Here is an 18,006-nt window from a genome sequence, read left to right on the forward strand (position 1 = left end):
CGGATGGCGAGCGCGGCGGCCGACCCGGTAAGTCGGGGCCTACTAGCCTGGCGCCCATGAGCGAGCACCAGGGCTCGGCGCCGACGCCGACCGACGAAGCATCCGCAACCCGGCAATCGGGCAACCGCGACACCCGCTTCTTCGGTCAGCCGTGGGAGCTCGCCCACATCTTCGGCGTCGAGATGTGGGAGCGCTTCAGCTTCTACGGCATGCAGGGGATCCTGCTGATCTACCTGTACTACTCGGTCGCCGAAGGCGGCCTGGCGATCCCCAAACCGATCGCGGCGGGAATCGTCGGGGCGTACGGCGGCGCCGTCTACCTGTCGACGATTCTCGGGGCATGGATCGCCGACCGCCTGCTCGGCTCGGAGCGCGTGCTCTTCTCCAGCGCCATCGTGATCATGGCGGGACACATCGCGCTCGCGTTGCTCCCGGGCGTCTCGGGCGTCGGCGTGGGGCTCGTGCTGGTAGCGGTCGGGTCGGGCGGGCTGAAGGCGAACGCGACCTCCGTCGTCGGCACGCTCTATTCGGCCGACGACCCGCGCCGCGACTCGGGCTTCTCGCTGTTCTACCTCGGCATCAACCTCGGGGCCTTCCTCGGGCCGCTGCTCACCGGCCTGCTTCAGACGACGCTCGGGTTCCACTGGGGTTTCGGCCTGGCGGCGGTGGGCATGGCACTCGGCCTGATCCAGTACTCGTTCGGACGCAAACAGCTTCCCGACGAGGCGCGCCGGGTGCCGAATCCGCTGCCCCGCTCCCGTCGGGCCCTCGTGATCGGGGCGGCACTCTCCGGGATCGCCCTCGTCGCCGTCGCCGTGCTGGTCGGAGTGGTGCGGGTCGACAACCTCTCGCTCGTCGTGATCGTGGTCACTCTCGTCGCGACGATCGCGTACTTCGTCGTCATCCTGTCCAGCAAGCGCATCACGGCCACCGAGCGTTCGCGGGTCCTCGGATTCATCCCTCTGTGGATCACAAGCGTGGCTTTCTGGTCGCTATACCAGCAGCAGTTCACCATCCTGACGATCTACTCGGACGAGAAACTCAATCGCAACCTGTTCGGCTGGGAGATGCCGGTCTCGTGGGTCCAGTCGATCAACCCGGTGTTCATCATCATCCTGTCGGGCGTCTTCTCGGCCCTGTGGTTGAAGCTCGGGCGCCGTCAGCCGTCGACACCGGTCAAGTTCGCGATGGGCGTCGCGATCATGGGTGTCGCGTTCCTGCTGTTCCTGCCCTTCGCCGGTGGCGGCGCGAACTCCACGCCGTTGCTCGCGATCGTCGGAATCCTGTTCGTCTTCACGGTCGCCGAACTGCTGCTGTCGCCGATCGGACTCTCGGTGAGCACAAAGCTCGCGCCCGAGATGTTCCACACCCAGATGGTGGCGCTGTTCTTCCTCTCGGTCGCGCTCGGCACGGCGATCTCGGGATGGCTGGCGCAGTTCTTCGACGTGAACGACGAGGGGCCCTACTTCGCCGTCCTCGGGACGATCGCCATCGTGGTCGGGCTGGGCATGGTGCTCGCCGTGCGTCCGGTGCTGAAGCTGATGAAAGGCGTGCGCTGACCTCGGGCCGCTCGCACGCGGACCCACGCGCTCACACCCTCGCCGTCCGGGAACGGCACGACCTCGGCACCCACGACAATCCGGCGACGGTGCGGTCGCCGTCCTGCCAGCGGGCGAGCCTCATACCCGGCTCTTCATCTCGAGGAGTGCTGCCGCGTTGCCGCCGAGGATGCGTTGCGTGATCTCTTCCGACAGCCCCGCCTCGCGGATCTTCGCGACCGGCTCGTCGAGACCCATGTCGAAGGGGTAGTCACTGCCCAGCACCACGCGGTCTTCGCCCGCGACCTCGACCAGGGCGCGGAGGGTGCGCTCGTCGTGCACGACGGTGTCGAACCAGAGCTTGCGCAGATAGGTGGACGGCGGATGCTCGCAACCCCGCGCATCCGGACGCACCCGCCAGGCGTGGTCCGAGCGGCCGATGACCGTCGGCAGGTATCCCCCGCCATGCGCGGCGACGATCTTCAGCCCCGGGTGGCGATCGAGCACACCGGCGAAGATCAGATGCGAGAGCGCGACCGCGTTCTCGGTCGGCTGCCCGACGGTGTTGGCGAGGTAGAACCTGTCGAGGCGTTCGTCGAGGCTGCAGCCGAACGGGTGCAGGAAGATGACGATCCCGAGCTCTGCGGCGCGCGCCCAGAAGGGCTCGAGACGCTCGTCCGAGAGTTCCACGTCGCCGGCGAACGACGAGATCTCGACCCCCGCGAGCCCGCGGCCCAGCACGGCATCGTCGAGGTACTCGACCATCCGCTCGGGGTGCTGCATCGGCACCAGCCCGAGTCCCGTGAGGCGGTCCGGGGCCTGCGCGACATACTCCGCGATCAGGCGGTTCGCCTCGCCCGCGACCCAAACCGCGAGGCCCTCGGGCGCCCACGGGTAGAAGTGGTTCGGCGATGCGCTGACCCACTGGCGCTCGACGCCCTGGGCGTCCATGTCAGCCAGCCGCACGTTCACATCGGTCAGCTTCGGGATGCGCTGCCCGATCATGGGCCCCGAGACTGCCTGGCTCGCGGCGCCGTTGCGGCGCAGGTCGAGCGCGGCGGCCTCAGCCACGAGGTCGGGCGCTCGGCGCTCGACCTCGGCGTGGAGCGAGGGCAGCAAGACGTGCGCGTGCACGTCGATCACGCCGGTCTGCACGCCGGTCATGCGGGCTGCGCCATCTTCTGCGCGATGCCGAAGATCAGGCCGCCGGCATCCGCGTCGGCCTTCCCGAGCTGGATCGCCGCGGCCCGTCCCGCGACGCCGCTTCCGACGATGCTGACACTGCTCACGGCAGTCGGGGTGGTGGTCATGGTGAGAACCTCTCTGTCCCGGGTGGTGAGGGATTACAGCAGTGCGACGGGATTGCATGACGTGGGTTCTGATCGTCTTCGATCCCTCACGAACCATGCGGGCACGACTCTGCCCCGCCAATTCATCTTCCGCGCCACCATCGCATAAGGGAACGTGATCCTGTCGATGCGACGTATCGAGCGGGTCTATACGGGCTCGCCGCGACGGTCGGGACAGCTCGGCCAGCGGTCGACGCGCGGCTAGACCAGGCGCAGCTCTGCCTCGATCGCGGCCGCGGCACGCACAAGCGGTGGCACAGAGGCATCCCGTACACGTTCGGCCGAATCTCGCGTCGCACTCGTCGACACGTTGAGCGCCGCGACGACCCGGCCGTCGCGATCGTGCAGCGGCACGGCGATCGACCGCAGTCCCGGTTCGAGCTCGCCGTCCACGAGAGACCAGCCCTGCTCGCGGACGCGCCGGATCTCGTCGGAGAGCGCGGATCGGTCGGTTACCGTTCGCCCCGTGAGGTCCCGCAGATCGGATGCGTCCAGCACGCCCAGCAGCGACTCATCCGGCATCCCGGCCAGGAGCACCCTCCCCATGCTGGTGGCATAGGCCGGGAACCTCGTCCCGATCGTGATGCGGACGCTCATGATGCGCCGTGTCGGCACGCGCGCGACGTACACGATGTCGGTGCCGTCCAGCACGGCGGCCGACACGCTCTCGTCGACCTCACGCGAGAGCCGCTCGAGGTGCGGCTGCACGATCTCGGGCAGCGAGAGCGCCGAGAGGTAGCTGAAGCCGAGTTCCAGCACCCGCGGGGTGAGGGCGAACATCCGGCCGTCGTTACGGACGTAACCGAGCGTCTCGAGCGTCAGCAGAAACCTCCGAGCCGCGGCGCGGGTCAGCTCGGCACGCCGGGCGACATCACTGAGCGAGAGCTCCGGATGATCCGCGTCGAACGCGCGGATGACGCCGAGCCCGCGGGCGAACGACTGCACGAACGTCCCGGATGCCGCGGCATCCGCTTCGTCCTGGTCCATGCTCTAGCGCTCGAGGACGACGGCGAGACCCTGTCCCACGCCGATGCAGATCGCCGCGACCGCGACACCGCCACCGCGGCGCGCGAGCTCGTGGGCGGCGTGCCCGATGATGCGTCCACCCGAGGCTCCGAGGGGGTGGCCGATCGCGATCGCGCCACCGTGGATGTTGAGGTTGGCGGGATCGAGTTCGGGCCAGAGCTTCAGGCACGCGAGCGACTGCGACGCGAACGCCTCGTTGAGCTCGACGAAGTCGACCTCGGCCCACGTGCGGCCCGCGCGTGCGAGGGCGCGGTTGGCGGCCTCGACGGGCGCGATGCCGAAGACGTCCGGATCGTTGCCGAAGACACCGCGTCCCGTGATGCGCGCGAGGGGTTCGATGTCGAGAGCGCCCTCGGCGCCGAGCAGCACGGCGGAGGCGCCGTCGTTGATCGACGACGCGTTGCCCGCCGTGACCGACCCGTCCTTGGCGAAGAGTGCCCGGAGCCCCCCCAGCTTCTCGAGCGTCGTATCGGGACGGATGCCCTCGTCGCGCGCGAGCTCGGCGCCCTCGACCTGCACGATCTCGCGGTCGTAGACGCCCGCCTCCCATGCCTCGGCCGCCTGCCGGTGGCTGCGCAGCGCGAACTCGTCCTGCGCCTCGCGCGAGATGTCGTAGATCTCGGCGAGCTTCTCGGCGGAGGCGCCGTTGCTGATCGTCCAGTCCTCGCGCAGCGCCGGGTTGACCATGCGCCAGCCGATCGAGGTGTTCCACATCGTGGGGTTGCCCGTCGCCGGCCACGGCTTCGGCGACTTCTCGACGACGAACGGTGCGCGGCTCATCGACTCCACGCCGCCCGCCAGGATGATCTCGGCGTCTCCCGCCTCGATGGCCCGCGATCCCTGAATCACGGCCTCGACGGCCGAGCCGCAGAGGCGGTTGACCGTCACTCCGGAAACGCTGGATGGGAACCCCGCGAGAAGGGCGCCGAAACGGGCGACGTTGCGGTTGTCCTCACCCGCCTGGTTGGCGTCGCCGAAGATGACGTCGTCGATGCGCGCCGGGTCGAGACCCGTGCGCTCTGCCGCGGCCCTCATCACGACGGCGGCGAGATCATCGGGACGGATGCCGGAGAGTGCTCCCCCCGCGCGGCCGAACGGGGTGCGGACGGCGTCGTACACGTAGGTGGCGCTCATGCTGTCTTTCCTTCCGAGGATGTCGGGGCCCCGGCATCCTCTGCGCTCGGGATGAGCGTGAGCCCGGTGAGCTCGGCGAGGGAGTCGAGGGTGTTGTCGCCGAACGCCTCGCGCACGGCGAAGCCGTCGGGCGTGACGTCGAAGATGGCGTGGTCGGTGTAGACGCGGCTGACGCAGCCGACGCCGGTGAGCGGATAGGTGCAGGACTCGACGAGTTTGGACTCGCCCTGCTTGGTGAGCAGGTCAGTCATGACGTAGACGTCCTTCGCGCCGATCGCGAGGTCCATGGCACCGCCGACAGCGGGGATCGCGCCTGGTGCGCCCGTCGACCAGTTGGCGAGATCGCCGTTCTGCCCCACCTGGAACGCGCCGAGCACGCAGACGTCGAGGTGGCCGCCGCGCATCATGCCGAACGAGTCGGCGTGATGGAAGTACGCCGCGCCCGCGAGCGCCGTGACGGGCTGCTTACCGGCGTTGGTGAGGTCGGGATCGATCAGACCCGGCTCGGGCGCCGGTCCCATGCCGAGCAGTCCGTTCTCGGTGTGCAGGATGATCTCGAGATCGGCGGGCAGGAAGTTCGCGACGAGGGTCGGCGCGCCGATGCCGAGGTTGACGTACGCACCCTCGGGGATGTCGGCGGCGATGCGCTTCGCGAGGTCGTCGCGGCTGATACGGGTGCTCACGCGGCATCCTCCTTCTTCGTGTCGGACGCGGATGCCTCGATCGGACGACCTTCGATGTCGACGCCGCCGACGAACTCGCCGTCGCGCAGCCAGGGGCGGTGGCCGACCGCGACGACGCGGTCGACGAAGATGCCGGGCGTGACGACCGTCTCGGGCTCGATGGAGCCGAGGGGCACCAGCTCGTCGACCTGCGCGATCGTCGTGGTCGCGGCCGAGGCCATGATCGGTCCGAAGTTGCGGGCGGTTTCGCGGTAGACGAGATTGCCCCAACGGTCGGCGCGCAGCCCACTGATCAGCGCGAAGTCCGCCTTGATGGGGTATTCGAGCACGTAGCGACGGCCGTCGATCTCGCGCTCTTCCTTGCCATCGGCGAGCTCCGTGCCGACGCCCGTCGGTGAGAAGAAGGCGCCGATGCCCGCGCCGGCGGCACGGATGCGCTCAGCGAGGTTGCCCTGCGGCACGAGTTCGAGCTCGATCTCTCCGGCGCGGTAGAGGCCATCGAAAACCCACGAGTCGCTCTGCCTCGGGAACGAGCAGACGATTTTGCGGACCTGCTTGTTCGCCAGCAGCGCCGCGAGCCCGGTGTCACCGTTGCCGGCGTTGTTGTTGACGATCGTGAGGTTCTTGGCGCCGTGGGCGATGAGCGCGTCGATCAGCTCGACCGGCTGACCGGCGCGGCCGAATCCGCCGATCATGACGGTCGCGCCATCCGGGATGTCACCGACCGCCTCTGCGACGCTCGGTACGGTCTTGTCGATCATGCCGCCTCCTTGCACATGTTCGCTGTGCGAACAGTTGTTCGCTAGGTGTCCAAGTCTACCGCCGCTTGGCTGCATTGACCAGACCAAAGATCACGAAGTGGGGCGCCTCGAGTGCTGTGGGGCACGACGAAACCCGCCCCACGGTGCGCAACCTGCCCCACGACAGGGGACGGATGCACCGGGCACGGGGAGGGACGGATGCCGTCGGCACCGCGACCCTTGGGACTCAGGACTCAGGACTCAGGCCTCGGCGAAGACCTCGGTCGCGATGCGGAACGCCGTGTTCGCCGCGGGGACGCCGGCGTAGATCGCCGACTGCAGGATGACCTCGCGGATCTCGTCCACGGTCAGACCGTTGCGCAGGGCCGCGCGCAGGTGCATCGCGAGCTCTTCGTGATGCCCGAGCGCGATGAGCGACGTGAGCACCGCGATCGAGCGGTCGCGGCGCTGCAATCCGGGGCGCGACCACACGTCGCCCCAGGCGACCCGCGTGATGAAGTCCTGAAAGTCGGCCGTCAGATCGGTCGTGTTCGCGATCGAACGGTCCACGTGCTCGTCCGAGAGCACCGCGCGACGCACGACCATGCCCTGGTCGTAGCGCTCCTGGTCGCTCAGGCCTTCGCCCGCGGGTCTGGTCATCGGCTCGTCCCCTCGAAGAACTCGTGCAGCAGCCGGGCGGTCGCCTCGGGCTGTTCGGCGGGCGGCAGGTGTGCCGCACCGTCGATGCGGGCCGCGCGACCGTCACGAACGCCTTCCGCGATCTCGACCGCCTTCACCTCGGGCGCCACGGCGTCGAACTCGCCCCACGCCGCGAGGATCGGCACACCGATGGACGGCAGCCGATCCCGCACGTCGTACTCGGCGAGCGCCTCGCAGCAGCGCGCGTAGCTGTCGTCGTCGGCGTCCTGCAGCGCGTGCAGCAGCCGGCCCGTCAGTTCGGGTCGTCGCGCGATGGAGTCCGGCGCGAACCAGCGTTGCGCGGAGCCGACGATCAGGCTCGACGTGGATTGGCTGCGCGCCTGTGCCGCACGCTCGCGCCACGCGACCGAGTCGCCGAGTTGCGCACCCGACGCGACGATCGCGGCCCGATCGACGAGATCCGGATGCCGAAGGCACAGCTCGAGTCCGACCGCACCGCCGAGCGACACCCCCGCGTACCGGACCGGACCGCCGCCCAGCTCACGGATGGCTCCGGCGACGGCATCCGCGATCTCGCCGACGGTGAACGGCTCCTCGGCGGCGGGAGATGCCCCGTGGCCCGGCAGATCCCACGCCACGACGCGATAGTCGGCAGCCAATGAGGGCGAGACGTCTTCCCACAGGATCGTCGAGGTGCCGAGCGAGGGCCCCAGGACGACGACCGGCGCGCCTTCTGGGCCGGCCGGTGCGGTCATCGAGATGCGGGGGACGGTCATGAGAGAACCTCCGGTGTTTCGCCGTGCGGGCCGCGCTCGCGTAGCGCGCCATCGAGGTACGCATCGGCGAGGCCCAGGTATCGGGCGGGGTCGACGAGGGCGTCGACGTCGAGTTCGGCCGTTTCGGGCAGTGCCCGCACGAGGTCGGCGAGGTCTGCGCCGCCGGATGCATCGGCCACGAGCGCATCGAAACGCTCGCGCCCGATGAGCGGTACGAGCGTGAGCGAGAGGCGCTCGCTGACGATGAGCGCTCCGGTCAGCGCAAGGTTGCGCGAGACCGCCGCGCGATCGACGGACAGCCCGGCCACGACACGAGCCGAGGTCGCCGTCGCCCCGAGTGCCAGCCGCAGCAGTTCGCGCAGCGTCGGCCATTCCGCATGCCACGAGCCATCCGGACGTTCGTCCGCGGCGAGCGCGGCGGCCAGATGCAGCGTCGCGCCGAGCTGAGGTGCTCGGAGCGCGGCCGAGCGGATCAGCACGGAGCCCGAGGGGTTGCGCTTCTGCGGCATCGCGGAAGACCCGCCGGCCGCGCCCTCGGCGAGTTCACCGATCTCGGTGCGCGAGAGCGTGGCGATGTCGGTCGCGATCTTGCCGATCGCGTCGATCGCCTGCACGAGTGCGTCGCCGAGTTCGCTGACGGGCCACCGGTTCGTGTGCCAGGGCGCATCCGGCACGGCCAGGCCCAGCGCGGCCGCGAATGGCGAGGACAGCCGAGCCGCCGCATCCGCGCCGGCGATCTCGACGATCGCTGCGAGCGTGCCGCCGGCACCGCCGAGCTGGGCGGGAAGTTCCGTCACCGCCGCCTCGAGCCGGTCGGTCGCCCGGCGCACGCCGCGCAACCAGACGGCGGCCCGCAGACCCACGGTGGTCGGCACGGCATGTTGCGTGAGCGTGCGCGCCGCCGCGACATCGTCGGCATGTGCGCGAGCGAACGTCGCGAGCTCGGCCTCGACGTTGCGCAGGTGGGCGACGATCGCCCGACCCGCACGGCACGACACGAGCATCAGAGCGGAATCCTGGATGTCCTGACTCGTCGCTCCGCGATGCACCCAGCGCCGCGCGGACTCGGGCACCCGCGCCTTCAGCTCGCCGACGAGGGGGATGACCGGATTGCCGCCCGAGACGGATGCCTCGGCCAGCACGACCGCATCGAGCCCGTGCCCGAGGCATCCGCGTCCGTCACCCTGCCAGCCGAGCGCGGACGAGACGTCTTCGACGACCGCCGCGGGGGCGACGCCGACCGCTCCGTACGCACGAACGAGCGCGACCTCGGCGGCCACGAGCGCGTCCAGAACCGCCTGATCCGCGACCAGGGCGTCGTGACCGACGCTCACGGGCGAGAGCAACCCCACATCGAACGCGGGCAACGACTCGCGCGCGCCGGATCGATCGGGGGTTGCATCAGAAGGCAAGGAAGACGGTCTCCTTCTCGCCCTGCAGCCGAATGTCGTGCCGCAGGTAGCCGTCGGGCGTGCGCGTTGCCACGAGCGTAGCGCGCTCGTCCGCGGAGAGGTCCGCCAGCAACGGGTCGGCCGCGAGGAGCGCCTCATCCTCGGGGAGGTAGATGCGTGTGTGCAGCTTGTTCGGCAGTCCGCGGGCGAAGACGACCGCGGCGAAGAACGGCGCCTTGCCGTCGATCGCTCCGGGGTTTCGCGTCCAGAACTCGAATCGACCGTCGTCGGTCGTGGCCGCACGGCCGAAACCGGTGAAGGTGTGGTCATCGCGACGACGCGCCCCGCGCTCGCGCGAAACGGTGCCATCGCTGTCGGCGCCCCAGATCTCGACGATCGCGTCGGGGATGGGCGACCCGGCCCCGTCGTAGACGGTGCCCGAGAGCACGATCGCTCCGGGCGAGTGCGGGAAGGTGACCTCGTGCATCTTCGGATAGTTGAGGCCGAAGGCGAAGAAGGGGCCGATGGTCTGGCCGGGGGTGGGCTCCAGGCGCGTTTCGGTGGTCATCAGTGCTCTCCCTCGGGCTCGAACCAGGTGGCGGACGGACCGTCGACGACGATGTCCCACGTGTAACCCATCGAGAACTCGGGCACCGTGAGGTCGTGGTCGTAGACGCCGACCAGACGATCGCGGGCCTTCTGATCGCGGATGGTGTTGTAGATGGGGTCGAGCGCGAAGAGCGGGTCGCCCGGGAAGTACATCTGCGTGATGATGCGCTGCGTGAAGCCCGTGCCGAAGAGCGAGAAGTGGATGTGCGCCGGACGCCACGCGTTGACGTGGTTCTTCCACGGGTACGGACCGGGCTTGATCGTGGTGAAGAAGTACTCGCCGTTGTCGTTCGTGATCGTCCGGCCGGCCCCGGTGAAGTTCGGATCGAGCGGCGCGGGATGCTGGTCGCGCTGATGGATGTAGCGCCCGGCCGAGTTGGCCTGCCAGATCTCGACGAGCTGATTCGCGAGGGGTCGGCCCCAGCTGTCGAGCACGCGGCCCGACACCGTGATGCGCTCGCCCAGGGGTTCGCCCGTGTGTTGCAGCGTCAGGTCCGTCTCGATCGCCGCGACATCGCGCTGGCCGAACGCCGGCGACCACAGTTCGATCGTCTCGGGGTCGACCAGGCGCGGGTTCTTGGTGGGATGGCGCAGCACGCTCGAGCGGTAGGGCGCGAAGTCGTACAGCGTCGTCGGGGCGGGTGTCTCGCCACGGGCTTCACGGGCGGCGTGATCGGCGTGGATCTCGGCGATCTCGGCGTTGATCTCGCGCTGCGAGGGCATGTCCGGCGAGGCGAGCAAGGACTCGGGTGCCGCCGCCTGCGGGGATGTGTCTGTCATGGTGTCTCCTTCGACAAAGAGCTATCGAAAGGGTGACAGGCGCACCCCGGGCATCCGGGACCGATTCTCACTGAGTGGGATGTTCGTCACGCAGTATCCGCGTCAGATCCGCCGCCGCCTGCGTCACGAGCGCAGCCAGCCGCCGCTCGTCCGCTCGTTCGAGTCGCACGACCATGCCGATGGCTGCGGGCGGGAGTCCCGCAACCCTGCCGAGAGGTGCTGCAACCGAGATGTTGCCGAGGGTCATTTCTTCACGCGTCGTGGCGTACCCGCGCCGACGCGCCAACGCGAGCTCGCTGCGCAGCACGTCTTCCGTCGTGATCGAGTGCGTCGTTTCGCGCACGAGCGGCGTCGAGAAGTACTCCGCGAGCCAGTCTTCCTCGCGCGTCGCCAGCAGCGCCTTGCCGACCCCGGTGGTGTGAAGGGGGTGCCGACCACCCATACGGCTGAGAGTGGGAATGGATGTCTGACCCGTCACCCGACCCACGTACAGCGCCGTCGCCCGCTCGGGGGTGGGCGCATCCAGCACCGCCAGGTGGACGTTCTCGGCCGTCGCCTCATACAACCGCACCATGAGCGGAAGCGCGGTCTCGCGCAGGCGCACCGAGAGCGGCGACAACTCGCCGAGCTCCCACAGGCGCACCCCGATCGTGTAGCGATGACCCGGGGCGCGGGCGAGGAGTCCGAGCGCCGTCAGGCGGGTCAGCAGCCGGTGCAGGGTGGATGTCGCGAGGCCCGTTCGTTCGGCGATGACGGCGGCCGAGAGCGCCGGCTCGTCATCCGAAAAGCATTGCAGCACGTCGAGGGCGCGCTCGAGGACACCGTCAGCCCCTTCGTCCCTCCGCATCGTGCTGTCGCTCCGCATCGTCGCTCCCCCTCCCTCACCGAGGCTATCTTGGGCGGATGGCGAACTCGCCGACGGGCGACACGATGGCGGAGCGGATCGTGCGCGTACTCGACACCTTCGGCGCCGACCGCACGATCCAGACCGCGGCGCAGATCGGCCGCCGTTCGGGGCTGCCGTCGTCGACGGCGCATCGGATCGTGGACGAGCTGGTGCGCGCCGGCCTGCTCGAGCGCGACGAGGAGCACCGCGTCCGCCTCGGTATGCGGCTGTGGGAGCTCGCGCTGCGCGGATCGAGCGCGCTGCGCCTGCGCCAAGCGGCGCTTCCCTGGATGACGATGGTGCAGGCTCGGGTGCGCGAGCACACCCAGCTCGCGGTGCTCGAACTGGACGAGGCCCTGTTCGTCGAGCGCCTCTCGCACCCCGAGGCCGGCGCCAACATCACGCGCATCGCCGGGCGCTTGCCCCTGCACGCCTCGTCGTCCGGCCTCGTGCTGCTCGCCTACGGACCCGAGGAGCTGCGCCGGCGTGTTCTCGGCGGTCCGCTCGTTGCCGTCTCAGCCGAGACCATCACGGATGGGGGCGAGCTCGCGCGTGTGCTCGATGACATCCGGCGCGTGGGGTACGTCGTCGCGCCCGGGTCGATCGAGAGCGTGTCGACGGGCATCGCGGTGCCCATCCGGGATGCCCGGGGCGCGGTCATCGCAGCCCTGTCTATGGTCCTCCCCCGCGATGCCCCCACGGCCGGGCCGCTCGACGAGCTCCGCCGCGCCTCCACCGGAATCTCGGCAGCCCTGTCCGCCGACCGTCCCTAGCCCGTCCCTCCCCGCGACGTCAGCTATGTCACCGTTCTGCCGCGATTACATGACGTAGGTGAAGTCTCGCGCCGCACTGAAGGGACGGTGCCCATTCAATGGGAAATGGCGTGCGCGATGGTGGGGACGGCGGGATGCTGAGGGGAACACCACGTCGAAGGAGACGCCACCATGACAGAGACCGTCCGCACCCGGGTCGCGATCGTCGGAGCCGGGCCCGCGGGGCTGCTCCTCTCCCACCTCCTCGCTGCGGCGGGCATCGAGTCGGTCGTGATCGACCAGCGCACGCGCGACGAGATCGAGAGCACGATCCGTGCCGGCATCCTCGAGCACGGCACGGTCGACGTCCTCGACTCGTCGGGCGCCTCGGACCGAGTCCGGACCGTCGGGCACCGCCACGATGGCATCGAACTGCGCTTCGAAGGCCAGGGCCACCGCATCGATTTCCCCGGCCTCACCGGCCGGAGCGTCTGGCTCTACCCCCAGCACGAAGTACTCAAGGATCTCATCGCGGCTCGCCTCGCGGGCGGCCAGGACCTGCGATTCGGGGTCACGGCGCTGCGCATCGAGGACGCCAAAACCGATCGCCCGCGGGTGTTCGCCGAGGATGCCGAGGGCACGCCTTTCGAGATCGACGCCGAGTTCGTGGTGGGTGCGGACGGCTCACGGAGCGTCGCCCGCGCGGCCGTCACGGGCTCGTCGACCGGCGGATTCTTCCGCGAGTACCCCTTCGCGTGGTTCGGCATCCTCTGCGAGGCGCCGCCGAGCTCGGAAGAACTCATCTACAGCAACTCAGCCGACGGGTTCGCGCTGATCAGCCAGCGCAGCGCGACGGTTCAGCGCATGTACTTCCAGTGCGACCCGGAAGCCGATCCGACAGCGCTGAGCGAAGAAGAAATCTGGGAACAGCTGCAGATCCGCGTGCCGGGCACGACTCTGCAGCAGGGTCCGATCTTCCAGCGCGACGTCCTGCGCTTCCGGAGCTTCGTGGCACATGAACTGCGCGCGGGTCGCGTCGCGCTCGTCGGCGATGCCGCCCACACGGTGCCACCGACGGGCGCGAAGGGTATGAACCTGGCCGTGGCCGACGTGCTCCTTCTCGAACGCGCCCTCCGGGCGCTGCTGCTCGAGAACGACGAACGCTTGATCGACGCCTACGCCGAGACGGCCCTGCAGCGCATCTGGAAGGCGCAGCACTTCTCGTGGTGGATGACGAGCATGCTGCACGTCGCACCGGAGGCCTCGGACTTCGATCGTCTGCGCCAGGTCGGCGAGCTGCGAAGCGTCGTGGAGTCCGAGGCGGGACGGACCTACCTGGCCGAGGCGTACACGGGGTGGCCGCTCTCGACGGCGCTGTAGCCGCCCCCTCCAGTGGGCGGGAGCGCACCGGAGTGGGGCCGGAAACGTCGGCTATAGTCCGGTGATCATGGGCTCCAACGACGAATCTCGCACGGATGCGTCGGAGATGACGAGCGCGACGGGATCCGATCCCGCGGATCCCGTCGCGACCGGCACGCAAGGCCCCGGTTCGCGGGGCGCGGGAGCGGCCCTGCTCGTCGCCGTGTGCCTGGTCGCTGCGAACATGCGACTGAGCATCACGGCGGTCGGACCCCTGCTCGATCAGATCGGCACCGACACCGGACTCTCGGTCGGCACGCTCGGCCTGATCGCGGCCGTACCGCTCGTCGCGTGGGCGGCGGTGTCCCCTTTCGCCCTCGGGCTGAGTCTTCGGTTCGGGATGTCCCGGGTCGTGCTGGGCTCGCTGCTCGTGCTGCTCGCCGGCACGATCGTGCGCTCGCTGCCCGGTCCGACCGTCAGCCTGTGGATCGGGACCGTGCTCATCGGTCTCGCCCTGGCGATCGCCAACGTGCTGATGCCCGCCGTGATCAAGCGGGACTTCCCGACACGCGTGCCGGTCGTGATGGCGGCCTACACGGGATTGCTCGGGGGCGTCGGTGCGATCTCATCAGGTGTCGCCGTACCGCTGTCGTTCCTCGGCGACGAACAGTCCGGATGGCGCATCGCGCTGCTGGTCACGGGCGCCGGCCTGTTGATCCCCGCCATCGGCGTCTGGGCGTGGGCCACGCGCGGCCACCACGCGGTGCATCTCGCCCGCCCCGTCACAGCACGCGTCCGCACGGGAATCTGGCGCGACGCGCTCGCCTGGCAGGTCGCGGCCTACATGGGTTTTCAAGCCGCGACGTTCTACATGATGCTGACGTGGTTGGCCGCGATCTCCACGTCGATCGGACGATCCGAGGTGGTCGCCGGCTTTGACGTGATGATCTACCAGCTCACGACCATCGCCGGGTCCATCATCGTCCCGCTCCTGCTTCGCGGGCCCGCCGAGCGATACGTGCCGGCGGCGATTCCGATCGTCGGGGTAGCAGGGATCGCCGGCCTGATGCTGGCGCCGGAGGGCATCGTCGTGTGGGTGCTGATCGCGGGCCTGTCGTCGGGCGCTTCGCTCAGCATGGCCTTGACACTCATGGCCCAGCGCGCTCGCACATCGGACGTGTCCGCCGCTCTCTCGGGTATGGCCCAGTCCGTCGGCTATCTGATCGCCGCCGCGGGACCGGTGTTGTTCGGCTGGCTGCACGCGGGACTCGGCGGCTGGAATTTCTCGCTCGCGCTTCTCATGCTCGTGCTCGTCGCGCAATCGGTCACGGGCGTCTTCGCCGGGCGGCCGAGGTTCGTGCTCGAATCACCCCGATCCCGACCGGTGCCGAGGGACTGACCAGGCGGGGCGGGTGAGGCGGGGGCCGGTCAGGCGGGGCTGGGCGGCGGCTTACGCCACCCGCTCGCCGCACATGCCGCAGACTCCGGTCGGCGGCACCTCGACGAAGCATGTCGGGCAGACGGGTGCGATCCGCTCCGGCACGACCGGCCGGCGCGGCGCAGCGGCGCGTGCCGCGCGAGCGGTCGAACGTCGCAGTCGGGCATCGGGCTCGGACTCGACGGGAGCCGGCGGGGGCGGCAGATGCAGCGCGCAGTGGAAGCGCACGACACCCGCGTGGCTCTTCGGATTGCGGCGTTTGACGGCCCACAACTCGGTGCGGTCCCGGGGCTCGGAGGCGATGCCGCACTCGGAGCAGCGGGTGGGCTCTCCGGGAACCAGGTCCGCGACGAGCACGGGGACGTCGAAGGGGAGGTCTTCGCGCCAGTCCGACGATCCGGTGATCTTCACCCCTCCACGGTACGCGTACGGAGGCGACATCGATCACCGCATGTGAGGGGATTCGGCCGCGAGCGGATCAGTCGGGGAAGGCGACGAGTTGCAGCAGGCTCGCCAGCTGCTCGCGCTCGCGTGGCGCAAGACGCGCGAAGACCTGCTCCTCGGCGCGCTGCGCCTCGGCGCGGGCCTGCTCGTACAGCACTCGCCCTGCGGCGGTGGCGATGACCACGTTCGTCCGCCGGTCAGCCGGATCGGCTTCTCGGGCGACGAGCCCGCGCGTCTGCAGATCGTCGACGAGTGCCACGACCTGACTGGGATCGAGACGAAGGAAATCGGCCAGATCACGCTGGGACGGACGTGAGCCGTCTGCGGCCAGCGCGAGAACCGAGTACGAGCGAGCCCGCAACCCGATCGTTGCGAGCGCGGCATTGCCGGCGGCGAGCGAGTAGGCGTTCGCGCGGGCCAGCAGGAAGCTCAGGTCGTCCCCGAGGGCAGCACTGAGCCTTCCCTTCCGGGTCACGGCGGGCTGCTCGGCGCTCATGGGAGCGATCCTAGCAAAGATGGGAACTTTCAATAATTGACAATCTCAACTGTCGGGTCTCTAATGGGACGCAGAGACACGAAGGAGTCATCCATGTCGCTGGAAGGCAAAGTAGCCATCGTCACCGGCTCGGGGCGCGGCCTCGGGCTGGCATACGCCACCGAACTCGCTCGCCAAGGAGCATCGGTCGTCGTCAACGACGTCGATGAGCAGATCGCCGCGGACGCCGTCGCCGCGATCGAAGCGGCCGGGGGCAAAGCCGTCGCCGTCGTCGCACCGGTCGGTCCGACCGAGACCGCCAAGCGCCTGGTCGACACCGCGTTCGAGGAGTTCGGGCGTCTCGACATCCTGGTCACGAACGCGGGCGTGCTGCGCGACACCGTGCTGTGGAAGATGAGCGACGACGACTTCGACACCGTCATCGGGGTCCACCTGCGCGGCACGTTCACGTGCGTGCGGGAGGCCGCGATCCGCATGCGCGAGCAGGCCCAGGGTGGGCGCATCATCTGCATCGGCTCGCCGACAGGCCAGCGGGGCAACTTCGGACAGACGAACTACGCCGCCGCGAAGGCCGGCATCGTCGGCATGGTCCGCACGTGGGCGCTCGAGCTCAAGCGAGCCGGCATCACGGCGAACGCGGTCATCCCCGTCGCCGCTACCGCCATGACGGCGACCGTTCCGTACTTCGCCGCGGCCGTCGAGGCCGAGCAGAAGGGCGAGCCGATGCCCGCCTTCTTCCGCCACGACCTCGGCTTCGGCACCTCCGACGACGTATCGGGGCTCATCGCCTACCTCGCTTCGGACGCTGCGGCGGATGTCACGGGTCAGGCGATCGGCGTCGGCGGCGACCGCGTGCAGATCTGGTCGCACCCGGAGGCCGTGGCCACGGCGTATCACGAGGGCGGATGGTCGGCCGACGACCTCGCCGCGGACTTCCCGGCCCTCATCTCCGAGCACGGGCAGAGCGTCGGGGAGACGTTCCCGCCCCTGCCCGAGGAGCACCAGCGGCCCGCGCAGGCCTGACCGCCCACGCGCCCGACCGAAACGAACCTCTCGACGATGAGCAGATACGAACCCGCCCTCGACCTCGAGGTCATCCGCGCCATCGACGTGCACGTGCACATCGAACTCGACGGACATGGCCACGCGTCGCTCCCGCCCGACCTCTCCGAAGCGGCCGCGAAGTACTTCAGCTCGGACATCGGGCAGCCCGACCTGGACTCGGTCGCCGCGTACTACCGCGAGCGCAGCATGGCGGCAGTCGTGTTCACGGTCGACTCCGAGACGGCCCTCGGACACTCGCCCATCTCGAGCGAAGAGATCGCCGAGGGCGCGTCGCGCAACAACGATGTGCTGATCCCGTTCGGCTCCGTGGATCCGCACAAGGGCGTCGCCGCCATCGACACGGCTCGGCGGTTGGTGGAGGATCACGGCGTTCGCGGGTTCAAGTTCCACCCCACGGTGCAGAATTTCGATCCGAGCAGCCCCGCCTGGTTCCCGCTGTACGCGGCACTCCAGGACGCGGGGGTGGCGGCCCTGTTCCACACGGGCCAGACCGGAATCGGCGCAGGAATGCCCGGTGGGCGCGGATTCCGCCTCGCGCTCTCGAACCCCATGCTGCTCGACACGGTCGCGGCCGAGTTTCCCGAGCTGCAGATCATCATGGCGCATCCCTCCGTCCCGTGGCAGGACGAGGCCCTCTCGGTGGCCACGCATAAACACAACACGTGGATCGACCTGTCGGGCTGGAGCCCGAAGTACTTCCCCTCCGAGCTGGTGCGCGCCGCCAACTCGTATCTGAAGAACCGGGTGCTGTTCGGCTCGGACTTCCCCCTGCTCACGCCCGACCGATGGATGCGGGACGTCGAGCAGACCGCCCTGAAGCCCGAGGTGATGCCGGGGATTCTGAAGCAGAACGCGGTGCGCCTGCTGGGGCTGGGCTGAA

The 18,006-nt window shown here is 69.4% G+C and carries 20 protein-coding genes; 6 read left to right on the top strand and 14 right to left on the bottom strand.

The window, feature by feature from the left end:
- The first annotated feature begins 56 nt into the window (after window positions 1–56).
- Window positions 57–1,559 carry a peptide MFS transporter gene (locus ACIQ0W_RS00970; protein WP_396641038.1) on the top strand — a complete coding sequence of 501 codons (1,503 nt, stop codon included), beginning with the start codon at window positions 57–59 and terminating at the stop codon, window positions 1,557–1,559.
- 120 nt (window positions 1,560–1,679) lie between these two features.
- Here the strand turns inward: ACIQ0W_RS00970 and ACIQ0W_RS00975 are convergent, their stop codons facing one another.
- The 12 genes from ACIQ0W_RS00975 to ACIQ0W_RS01030 form a co-directional block, all read right to left on the bottom strand.
- Complete coding sequence (locus ACIQ0W_RS00975; RefSeq protein ID WP_396641039.1) at window positions 1,680–2,702, bottom strand: amidohydrolase family protein; 1,023 nt, start codon at window positions 2,700–2,702, stop codon at window positions 1,680–1,682.
- Window positions 2,699–2,848, bottom strand: coding sequence for a hypothetical protein (locus tag ACIQ0W_RS00980; RefSeq protein ID WP_396641040.1), 150 nt, complete (start codon window positions 2,846–2,848; stop codon window positions 2,699–2,701). Before ACIQ0W_RS00980 ends, ACIQ0W_RS00975 begins: the two co-directional genes overlap by 4 nt.
- 240 nt (window positions 2,849–3,088) lie before the next feature.
- Window positions 3,089–3,874, bottom strand: a complete 786-nt coding sequence (locus ACIQ0W_RS00985; protein WP_396641041.1) for an IclR family transcriptional regulator C-terminal domain-containing protein — start codon at window positions 3,872–3,874, stop codon at window positions 3,089–3,091.
- 3 nt (window positions 3,875–3,877) lie between these two features.
- Complete coding sequence (locus ACIQ0W_RS00990) at window positions 3,878–5,047, bottom strand: thiolase family protein (RefSeq protein ID WP_396641042.1); 1,170 nt, start codon at window positions 5,045–5,047, stop codon at window positions 3,878–3,880.
- Complete coding sequence (locus ACIQ0W_RS00995; protein ID WP_396641043.1) at window positions 5,044–5,730, bottom strand: 3-oxoacid CoA-transferase subunit B; 687 nt, start codon at window positions 5,728–5,730, stop codon at window positions 5,044–5,046. The genes ACIQ0W_RS00990 and ACIQ0W_RS00995 overlap by 4 nt, the downstream gene beginning before the upstream one ends.
- Complete coding sequence (locus tag ACIQ0W_RS01000) at window positions 5,727–6,491, bottom strand: 3-oxoacid CoA-transferase subunit A (RefSeq protein WP_396641044.1); 765 nt, start codon at window positions 6,489–6,491, stop codon at window positions 5,727–5,729. The genes ACIQ0W_RS00995 and ACIQ0W_RS01000 overlap by 4 nt, the downstream gene beginning before the upstream one ends.
- Window positions 6,492–6,731: 240 nt before the next feature.
- A complete protein-coding gene (pcaC, locus tag ACIQ0W_RS01005; protein WP_396641045.1) occupies window positions 6,732–7,130 on the bottom strand; it encodes a 4-carboxymuconolactone decarboxylase in 399 nt (132 codons plus the stop codon).
- Window positions 7,127–7,906: an alpha/beta fold hydrolase gene (locus ACIQ0W_RS01010; RefSeq protein WP_396641046.1), complete on the bottom strand. Its 780-nt coding sequence runs from the start codon at window positions 7,904–7,906 to the stop codon at window positions 7,127–7,129. The genes pcaC and ACIQ0W_RS01010 overlap by 4 nt, the downstream gene beginning before the upstream one ends.
- Window positions 7,903–9,318 carry a lyase family protein gene (locus ACIQ0W_RS01015; RefSeq protein WP_396641047.1) on the bottom strand — a complete coding sequence of 472 codons (1,416 nt, stop codon included), beginning with the start codon at window positions 9,316–9,318 and terminating at the stop codon, window positions 7,903–7,905. Before ACIQ0W_RS01015 ends, ACIQ0W_RS01010 begins: the two co-directional genes overlap by 4 nt.
- Window positions 9,308–9,865 carry a protocatechuate 3,4-dioxygenase subunit alpha gene (gene pcaG / locus ACIQ0W_RS01020; RefSeq protein WP_396641048.1) on the bottom strand — a complete coding sequence of 186 codons (558 nt, stop codon included), beginning with the start codon at window positions 9,863–9,865 and terminating at the stop codon, window positions 9,308–9,310. Before pcaG ends, ACIQ0W_RS01015 begins: the two co-directional genes overlap by 11 nt.
- The gene (pcaH, locus tag ACIQ0W_RS01025) at window positions 9,865–10,686 is read right to left on the bottom strand and encodes a protocatechuate 3,4-dioxygenase subunit beta (RefSeq protein ID WP_396641049.1); all 822 of its coding nucleotides are present in this window, start codon (window positions 10,684–10,686) and stop codon (window positions 9,865–9,867) included. Before pcaH ends, pcaG begins: the two co-directional genes overlap by 1 nt.
- Before the next feature lie 67 nt (window positions 10,687–10,753).
- The gene (locus ACIQ0W_RS01030; protein WP_396641050.1) at window positions 10,754–11,551 is read right to left on the bottom strand and encodes an IclR family transcriptional regulator; all 798 of its coding nucleotides are present in this window, start codon (window positions 11,549–11,551) and stop codon (window positions 10,754–10,756) included.
- 38 nt (window positions 11,552–11,589) lie between these two features.
- On the opposite strand from ACIQ0W_RS01030, the gene ACIQ0W_RS01035 reads away from it, so the two are divergent.
- The 3 genes from ACIQ0W_RS01035 to ACIQ0W_RS01045 all read left to right on the top strand — a co-directional run bounded on the left by ACIQ0W_RS01035 (window position 11,590) and on the right by ACIQ0W_RS01045 (window position 15,082).
- On the top strand, window positions 11,590–12,345 hold the full coding sequence (locus tag ACIQ0W_RS01035; RefSeq protein WP_396641051.1) for an IclR family transcriptional regulator: 756 nt from the start codon (window positions 11,590–11,592) through the stop codon (window positions 12,343–12,345).
- 171 nt (window positions 12,346–12,516) lie between these two features.
- Window positions 12,517–13,704 (top strand): 4-hydroxybenzoate 3-monooxygenase, encoded by a 1,188-nt coding sequence (locus tag ACIQ0W_RS01040; RefSeq protein WP_396641052.1) that lies wholly within the window; start codon window positions 12,517–12,519, stop codon window positions 13,702–13,704.
- 67 nt (window positions 13,705–13,771) lie between these two features.
- Window positions 13,772–15,082 (top strand): MFS transporter, encoded by a 1,311-nt coding sequence (locus tag ACIQ0W_RS01045; RefSeq protein ID WP_396641053.1) that lies wholly within the window; start codon window positions 13,772–13,774, stop codon window positions 15,080–15,082.
- Window positions 15,083–15,133: 51 nt separating this feature from the next.
- On the opposite strand, the gene ACIQ0W_RS01050 is transcribed toward ACIQ0W_RS01045, so the two are convergent.
- On the bottom strand, window positions 15,134–15,532 hold the full coding sequence (locus tag ACIQ0W_RS01050; protein WP_396641054.1) for a glucose-6-phosphate dehydrogenase: 399 nt from the start codon (window positions 15,530–15,532) through the stop codon (window positions 15,134–15,136).
- Between the two features lie 67 nt (window positions 15,533–15,599).
- Window positions 15,600–16,061 (bottom strand): MarR family winged helix-turn-helix transcriptional regulator, encoded by a 462-nt coding sequence (locus ACIQ0W_RS01055; RefSeq protein ID WP_396641055.1) that lies wholly within the window; start codon window positions 16,059–16,061, stop codon window positions 15,600–15,602.
- 93 nt (window positions 16,062–16,154) lie between these two features.
- Here ACIQ0W_RS01055 and ACIQ0W_RS01060 point away from each other — a divergent pair, with 93 nt between their 5' ends.
- Together ACIQ0W_RS01060 and ACIQ0W_RS01065 are read left to right on the top strand one after the other, a co-directional pair.
- Window positions 16,155–17,084, top strand: a complete 930-nt coding sequence (locus ACIQ0W_RS01060) for an SDR family oxidoreductase (protein ID WP_396641056.1) — start codon at window positions 16,155–16,157, stop codon at window positions 17,082–17,084.
- A 36-nt stretch (window positions 17,085–17,120) separates the two neighbouring features.
- The gene (locus ACIQ0W_RS01065) at window positions 17,121–18,005 is read left to right on the top strand and encodes an amidohydrolase family protein (RefSeq protein ID WP_396641057.1); all 885 of its coding nucleotides are present in this window, start codon (window positions 17,121–17,123) and stop codon (window positions 18,003–18,005) included.
- Window position 18,006 lies beyond the last annotated feature (1 nt).

Source organism: Microbacterium sp. (genome assembly GCF_044340635.1).
In the GTDB taxonomy this organism is placed as follows: Bacteria; Actinomycetota; Actinomycetes; order Actinomycetales; family Microbacteriaceae; genus Microbacterium.

Excerpts from the sequence above, each read along its gene's own strand:
- ACIQ0W_RS01060 (WP_396641056.1), top strand. The coding sequence starts at position 16,155 with ATGTCGCTGGAAGGCAAAGTAGCCATCGTCACCGGCTCGGGGCGCGGC.
- ACIQ0W_RS00990 (WP_396641042.1), bottom strand. The coding sequence starts at position 5,047 with ATGAGCGCCACCTACGTGTACGACGCCGTCCGCACCCCGTTCGGCCGC.
- pcaC (WP_396641045.1), bottom strand. The coding sequence starts at position 7,130 with ATGACCAGACCCGCGGGCGAAGGCCTGAGCGACCAGGAGCGCTACGAC.
- ACIQ0W_RS00985 (WP_396641041.1), bottom strand. The coding sequence starts at position 3,874 with ATGGACCAGGACGAAGCGGATGCCGCGGCATCCGGGACGTTCGTGCAG.
- ACIQ0W_RS00980 (WP_396641040.1), bottom strand. The coding sequence starts at position 2,848 with ATGACCACCACCCCGACTGCCGTGAGCAGTGTCAGCATCGTCGGAAGC.
- ACIQ0W_RS01000 (WP_396641044.1), bottom strand. The coding sequence starts at position 6,491 with ATGATCGACAAGACCGTACCGAGCGTCGCAGAGGCGGTCGGTGACATC.
- ACIQ0W_RS01035 (WP_396641051.1), top strand. The coding sequence starts at position 11,590 with ATGGCGAACTCGCCGACGGGCGACACGATGGCGGAGCGGATCGTGCGC.
- pcaH (WP_396641049.1), bottom strand. The coding sequence starts at position 10,686 with ATGACAGACACATCCCCGCAGGCGGCGGCACCCGAGTCCTTGCTCGCC.
- ACIQ0W_RS01040 (WP_396641052.1), top strand. The coding sequence starts at position 12,517 with ATGACAGAGACCGTCCGCACCCGGGTCGCGATCGTCGGAGCCGGGCCC.
- ACIQ0W_RS00975 (WP_396641039.1), bottom strand. The coding sequence starts at position 2,702 with ATGACCGGCGTGCAGACCGGCGTGATCGACGTGCACGCGCACGTCTTG.
- ACIQ0W_RS01065 (WP_396641057.1), top strand. The coding sequence starts at position 17,121 with ATGAGCAGATACGAACCCGCCCTCGACCTCGAGGTCATCCGCGCCATC.
- ACIQ0W_RS00970 (WP_396641038.1), top strand. The coding sequence starts at position 57 with ATGAGCGAGCACCAGGGCTCGGCGCCGACGCCGACCGACGAAGCATCC.
- pcaG (WP_396641048.1), bottom strand. The coding sequence starts at position 9,865 with ATGACCACCGAAACGCGCCTGGAGCCCACCCCCGGCCAGACCATCGGC.
- ACIQ0W_RS01055 (WP_396641055.1), bottom strand. The coding sequence starts at position 16,061 with ATGAGCGCCGAGCAGCCCGCCGTGACCCGGAAGGGAAGGCTCAGTGCT.
- ACIQ0W_RS01045 (WP_396641053.1), top strand. The coding sequence starts at position 13,772 with ATGGGCTCCAACGACGAATCTCGCACGGATGCGTCGGAGATGACGAGC.
- ACIQ0W_RS01010 (WP_396641046.1), bottom strand. The coding sequence starts at position 7,906 with ATGACCGTCCCCCGCATCTCGATGACCGCACCGGCCGGCCCAGAAGGC.
- ACIQ0W_RS01030 (WP_396641050.1), bottom strand. The coding sequence starts at position 11,551 with ATGCGGAGCGACAGCACGATGCGGAGGGACGAAGGGGCTGACGGTGTC.